This window comes from Flavobacterium sp. (genome assembly GCF_028712645.1).
Taxonomy (GTDB): domain Bacteria; phylum Bacteroidota; class Bacteroidia; order Flavobacteriales; family Flavobacteriaceae; genus Flavobacterium.
The window spans coordinates 1-4872 of the sequence record NZ_JAQTPQ010000258.1 but is presented as its reverse complement, the minus strand read 5'-3'; the positions used below and the strand labels follow the sequence as shown (position 1 = coordinate 4872).

Here is a 4872-nt window from a genome sequence, read left to right as displayed (position 1 = left end):
AGTTTGTGATGCTAATAATTTGAAATTTCACTTGGATGGAGCAAGAATTTGGAATGCTTTGGTTGCTACCAATGACAATCCAAAGGAATACGGAAAAGTGTTTCACACAATTTCTGTTTGTTTGTCAAAAGGTTTGGGAGCACCAATAGGTTCACTTTTATTATCCGATAAAGCAACTATTCATAGAGCTTTGCGTATCCGAAAAATATTAGGTGGTGGAATGCGTCAAGTAGGTTATTTGGCGGCAGCCGGAATTTATGCTTTAGAAAACAACATCGAAAGATTAGCGGATGATCATAGACGCGCCAAGGAAATAGGAGCTGTCTTGGAAAAACGAAACTGGGTTGCTAAAGTAGAACCCGTAGAAACTAATATTTTGATTTTTTCTGTTCAACCCAATATCAACGAAGCTATTTTGATAGAAAAATTAAAACAAAAAGGGATTTCTATTAGCTCGATGGGTCACGGAAAGCTGCGAATTGTAACACATTTAGATTATCGTGAAGTAATGCATACTTATGTTTTAGAAACTTTAGAGAAATTATGAGTTATAAATTATTATGCGTTTGAATAATTCATAACCCATATATTATTTTTTCATTTCTTCCAGCAAAGCAATAATCTTATCTAACTTATCTACATCAAGTTTATTGAGTATTAATGTCAAGGCTTCGATTTCCTGTTTGGCTTCTATATTGGTTTGATAATCAGCCTGAGCTTGCATTCTATCTCTTTCGCTTTGTCTGTTTTGAGACATCATAATGATTGGAGCAGCATAGGCTGCTTGAGTTGAAAAAACAAGGTTTAATAAAATAAACGGATAGGCATCCCAATGATATATAAAGCCTACAAAATTTAATCCCATCCAGAGTGCAACCAAAATTGTTTGGATAATAATGAATCTCCAAGAGCCCATACCTTTTGCAACAGAATCGGCTAAACGGCTTCCGAAGCCAAGAGTTTCAAAGTGTTTTTCGTGCCAGTTTTTGTAATTCATACTATCATTTTCTTTAGGTTCTTACTAAAATGAGTTGTTTTGCGGTGTATTTTATTTAAACAATTCATCCATTCCTGGAATCATTGGCATATCAACTTTAGTAACAGCATCTAATTCTGCTTGGTTTACTTTGGCCGCTTTTTCGATAGCTTTGTTTAAAGTTACAATCAAATAATCTTCTAATTGCTCTTTGTCTTCTAATAAAGAATCGTCAATCGAAATGGATTTTAGTTTTCCGTTTGCTGTGAAAGTTACTTTCAAAGTCCCGTCGCTGCTTTGTTCGTCAATTAAAACAGAATCTAATCTAAGTTTAGTTTCTTCCATTTTACGTTGGGTTTCTTTCAATTTACCCATCATTCCCATTAAGTCCATTTTTGTGATTTTAAAAATTAAGTTGTACAAAATTACTATATTGCAAACTGATATTTAATAAAATTTTAATAAAATATAGACTCGTTCTAAAGTAACATTGTGTTATTTTTGCGCTATCTATTTGATAATCGAAATTTAAACTATGTTAAAAAAAATAATTCCTCCCGTCGCTAAAATAATCCCTAAAGAATTGGAGAAATTTGGTGAGGTAAGAATTGATAATTATTTTTGGTTGAAGGATAGGGAAAACCCTGAAGTCATTGATTATTTGAAAAAAGAGAATGCCTACTACAAAAAAATGACTGCTCACACGAAGCAATTTCAAAAAGAATTGTTTGAGGAAATGAAAGGCAGAATCAAGGAAGACGACGAATCGGTTCCGTATTTTTACAATGGCTATTACTACATTACTCGTTTTGAGAAAGGAAAAAATTATCCTATTTATTCTAGAAAAAAAGAAAGCCTTTCGGCAAAAGAAGAAATTTTGTTCGATTGCAATAAATTAGCCAAAGGACATTCTTATTTTCAATTGGGAGGTTTGAGCATTAGTCCCGATAATAAATTGGTCAGTTTTTCTATAGATACTGTTGGAAGACGAATTTACACTATTCAAGTTAAAAACTTGGTAACTGGCAAATTGCTTTCTGATAAAATCGAGAAAGTGACTGGAAGTGCCGTTTGGGCAAATGACAACAAGACTATTTTTTATTCAAGTCAGGATGAAACCACCTTGCGTTCTGACAAAATTTTCAAACATAAATTATGGACAAGTCAAGCTGACGATGTTTTAGTTTATTTTGAAAAAGACGAAACTTTCAATGTCGAAATTGCCAAATCCAAATCCAGAAAATACCTAGCAATTGAATCTGAAAGTACCTTAACGACTGAATATCGTATTTTAGAAGCTGACAATCCCGATGGGAAATTTAGAATTTTTCAGAAGCGTATTCGAGGTTTAGAATATAGTATTAATCATTATGGAGACAGTTTTTACATAATGACTAATAAAGACAATGCAACCAATTTCAAGCTGATGAAAACTTTGGAAACAACCACTTCTAAAGAAAATTGGACAGAAATTATTCCACATAGAGAGGATGTTTTGATTGAAGATATTGAGATTTTTAAAGATTTTTTGGTTGTAGAAGAACGTTTCAATGGCTTGCATCAAATTAGGATTATGCCTTGGAGTGGAGAAGGAGAATATTATTTGCCTTTCGAAAGCGAAACTTACACTGCTTACACAACAACCAATGTCGATTTTGACACCGATATTCTGCGATATGCGTATCAATCAATGACAACCCCTTCTTCGGTGATTGATTTTAATATGAAAACCAAAACGAAGGAAATCAAAAAAGAACAACAAGTTCTTGGTGGAAATTTCGATAAAAATAATTATATCGAAGAACGCATTTGGGCTACTGCAAAAGATGGAACCAATGTGTCAATTTCAATGGTTTACAGAAAAGGATTGAAAAAAGACAGCAATAATCCATTATTGCAATATGCTTACGGCTCTTACGGGCATTCTATGGATGCTACTTTTTCATCAACAAGATTATCCTTGCTCGACAGAGGATTTGTTTTTGCAATAGCACACATTCGAGGTGGAGAAGATTTGGGAAGACATTGGTATGAAAACGGAAAATTGATGAAAAAGAAAAATACATTTACCGATTTTATCGATTGTTCAAGGTTTTTAATTGATCAAAAATACACTTCTCCAGAACATTTGTATGCCGAAGGAGGTTCGGCTGGAGGATTATTGATGGGCGCAATTGTAAATTTAGCACCGGAATTATACAACGGAATCATCGCTCAGGTGCCTTTTGTAGATGTAATAACTACAATGTTAGACGATACAATTCCATTAACGACAGGGGAATATGACGAATGGGGAAATCCAAATGTTAAAAAATATTATAATTATATGGCATCGTATTCGCCTTATGATAATGTTAAAAAACAAAATTACCCCAACTTATATGTTTCAACAGGTTTGCATGATTCGCAGGTACAATACTGGGAACCAGCTAAATGGGTCGCTAAATTAAGAAATATGAAAACAGATAATTCAATTTTATTTCTAGATACAAATATGGATGCTGGTCACGGAGGAGCTTCGGGAAGGTTCGAAGCAATCAAAGAATTGGCCAAAGAATTCAGTTTTTTATTAGATTTAGAAAAAATTGAAAAGTAATTCAAAATTTTTTGTTAAATTTGCAAGGATTTTAGGTTAAATTAAAAAGTGTCCTTGATTAACTATTTTTTTATGAAAGAAGAAATTAACGCTTATAATAATATTTTAGAATTAATAGGTAATACACCTCTTATTAAACTAAATAAAGTTACCGAGGAATTAAAAGGAAACTTTTACGCAAAAGTAGAAGCTTTTAATCCCGGTCATTCCACTAAAGATAGAATAGCTTTATTCATAATTGAAGAAGCCGAAAAGAAAGGAATCCTTTCTCCAGGTGACACTATTATAGAGACTACTTCCGGGAATACTGGTTTTAGCTTAGCTATGGTGAGTATTATCAAAGGCTACAACTGTATTTTGGCGGTAAGTTCAAAATCATCCAAAGACAAGATTGATATGCTTCGTAGTTTAGGAGCAAAAGTATATGTTTGTCCAGCACACGTTTCTGCTGATGATGAGCGTTCTTATTACAATGTTGCCAAGCGTTTGCACGAAGAAACCAAAGGTTCAGTTTACATCAATCAATATTTTAATCAATTGAATATTGATGCACACTATAAATCTACAGGACCTGAAATTTGGGAACAAACTAACGGTAAAATTACGCACCTAATTGCTTGTAGCGGAACAGGTGGAACCATTTCTGGAACTGCAAAATTTTTGAAAGAACAAAACCCCAATATTAGAATTTTAGGAGTTGATGCTTTTGGTTCCGTATTGAAAAAATACCACGAAACAAAAGAATTCGATAACGATGAAATTTATCCTTACAGAATTGAAGGTTTAGGTAAAAACTTGATTCCTTCGGCTACAGATTTTGATGTAATCGATAAGTTTATGAAGGTTACTGATGAAGAAAGTGCGCATTCAACTAGAGAATTAGCAAGAAGAGAAGGTTTATTTGTAGGTTATACTTCTGGAGCAGTTCTTCAAGCTATTAAACAATATTCTGAAGAAGGAGAATTTAATGAAAACAGTAACGTAATTGCCATTTTCCCTGACCACGGTTCTCGTTATATGAGTAAAGTATTTAGTGATGACTGGATGAATGAACAAGGTTTCTTTGACAGTATCAACGAAGAAGAAGTTCAAAAAATTGAATTTATAAAATAGATTTCATATCTAATTTTACATATAAAAAAACTCCATTCGTTTAATCGAATGGAGTTTTTTTGGTTTAATAGTCAAAAATAGTTGGTGAAAATGCTGTAAAGCATTATGAAATATGATGTTTCCAAAAGTTTATTGAAATTCGTTTCAATAAACTTTTTTATTTATGACAAATTCAAAAAAAAGCGTT

5 protein-coding genes are annotated in these 4872 nt (G+C 32.8%); 3 read left to right on the top strand and 2 right to left on the bottom strand.

The genetic code is table 11. The annotated features are described in order from the left end of the window. The coding region (locus tag PHC28_RS15635) for a low specificity L-threonine aldolase (RefSeq protein ID WP_300102782.1) at positions 1 to 547 on the top strand (547 nt) is incomplete at its 5' end. 42 nt (positions 548 to 589) lie between these two features. Here the strand turns inward: PHC28_RS15635 and PHC28_RS15630 are convergent. Both PHC28_RS15630 and PHC28_RS15625 read right to left on the bottom strand, forming a co-directional pair. After that, positions 590 to 997: a DUF1003 domain-containing protein gene (locus PHC28_RS15630; protein WP_300102779.1), complete on the bottom strand. Its 408-nt coding sequence runs from the start codon at positions 995 to 997 to the stop codon at positions 590 to 592. A 51-nt stretch (positions 998 to 1048) separates the two neighbouring features. Then, positions 1049 to 1369, bottom strand: a complete 321-nt coding sequence (locus PHC28_RS15625) for a YbaB/EbfC family nucleoid-associated protein (protein ID WP_300102776.1) — start codon at positions 1367 to 1369, stop codon at positions 1049 to 1051. 142 nt (positions 1370 to 1511) lie between these two features. On the opposite strand from PHC28_RS15625, the gene PHC28_RS15620 reads away from it, so the two are divergent. Both PHC28_RS15620 and PHC28_RS15615 read left to right on the top strand, forming a co-directional pair. After that, complete coding sequence (locus tag PHC28_RS15620) at positions 1512 to 3572, top strand: S9 family peptidase (protein WP_300102773.1); 2061 nt, start codon at positions 1512 to 1514, stop codon at positions 3570 to 3572. Positions 3573 to 3644: 72 nt separating this feature from the next. Continuing rightward, positions 3645 to 4685 carry a PLP-dependent cysteine synthase family protein gene (locus PHC28_RS15615; RefSeq protein ID WP_300102770.1) on the top strand — a complete coding sequence of 347 codons (1041 nt, stop codon included), beginning with the start codon at positions 3645 to 3647 and terminating at the stop codon, positions 4683 to 4685. Positions 4686 to 4872: the final 187 nt, after the last annotated feature.

Bases quoted from the DNA above. Each gene is read 5' to 3' on its own strand.
- PHC28_RS15625 (WP_300102776.1), bottom strand. From the start codon at position 1,369: ATGGACTTAATGGGAATGATGGGTAAATTGAAAGAAACCCAACGTAAA.
- PHC28_RS15630 (WP_300102779.1), bottom strand. From the start codon at position 997: ATGAATTACAAAAACTGGCACGAAAAACACTTTGAAACTCTTGGCTTC.
- PHC28_RS15615 (WP_300102770.1), top strand. From the start codon at position 3,645: ATGAAAGAAGAAATTAACGCTTATAATAATATTTTAGAATTAATAGGT.
- PHC28_RS15620 (WP_300102773.1), top strand. From the start codon at position 1,512: ATGTTAAAAAAAATAATTCCTCCCGTCGCTAAAATAATCCCTAAAGAA.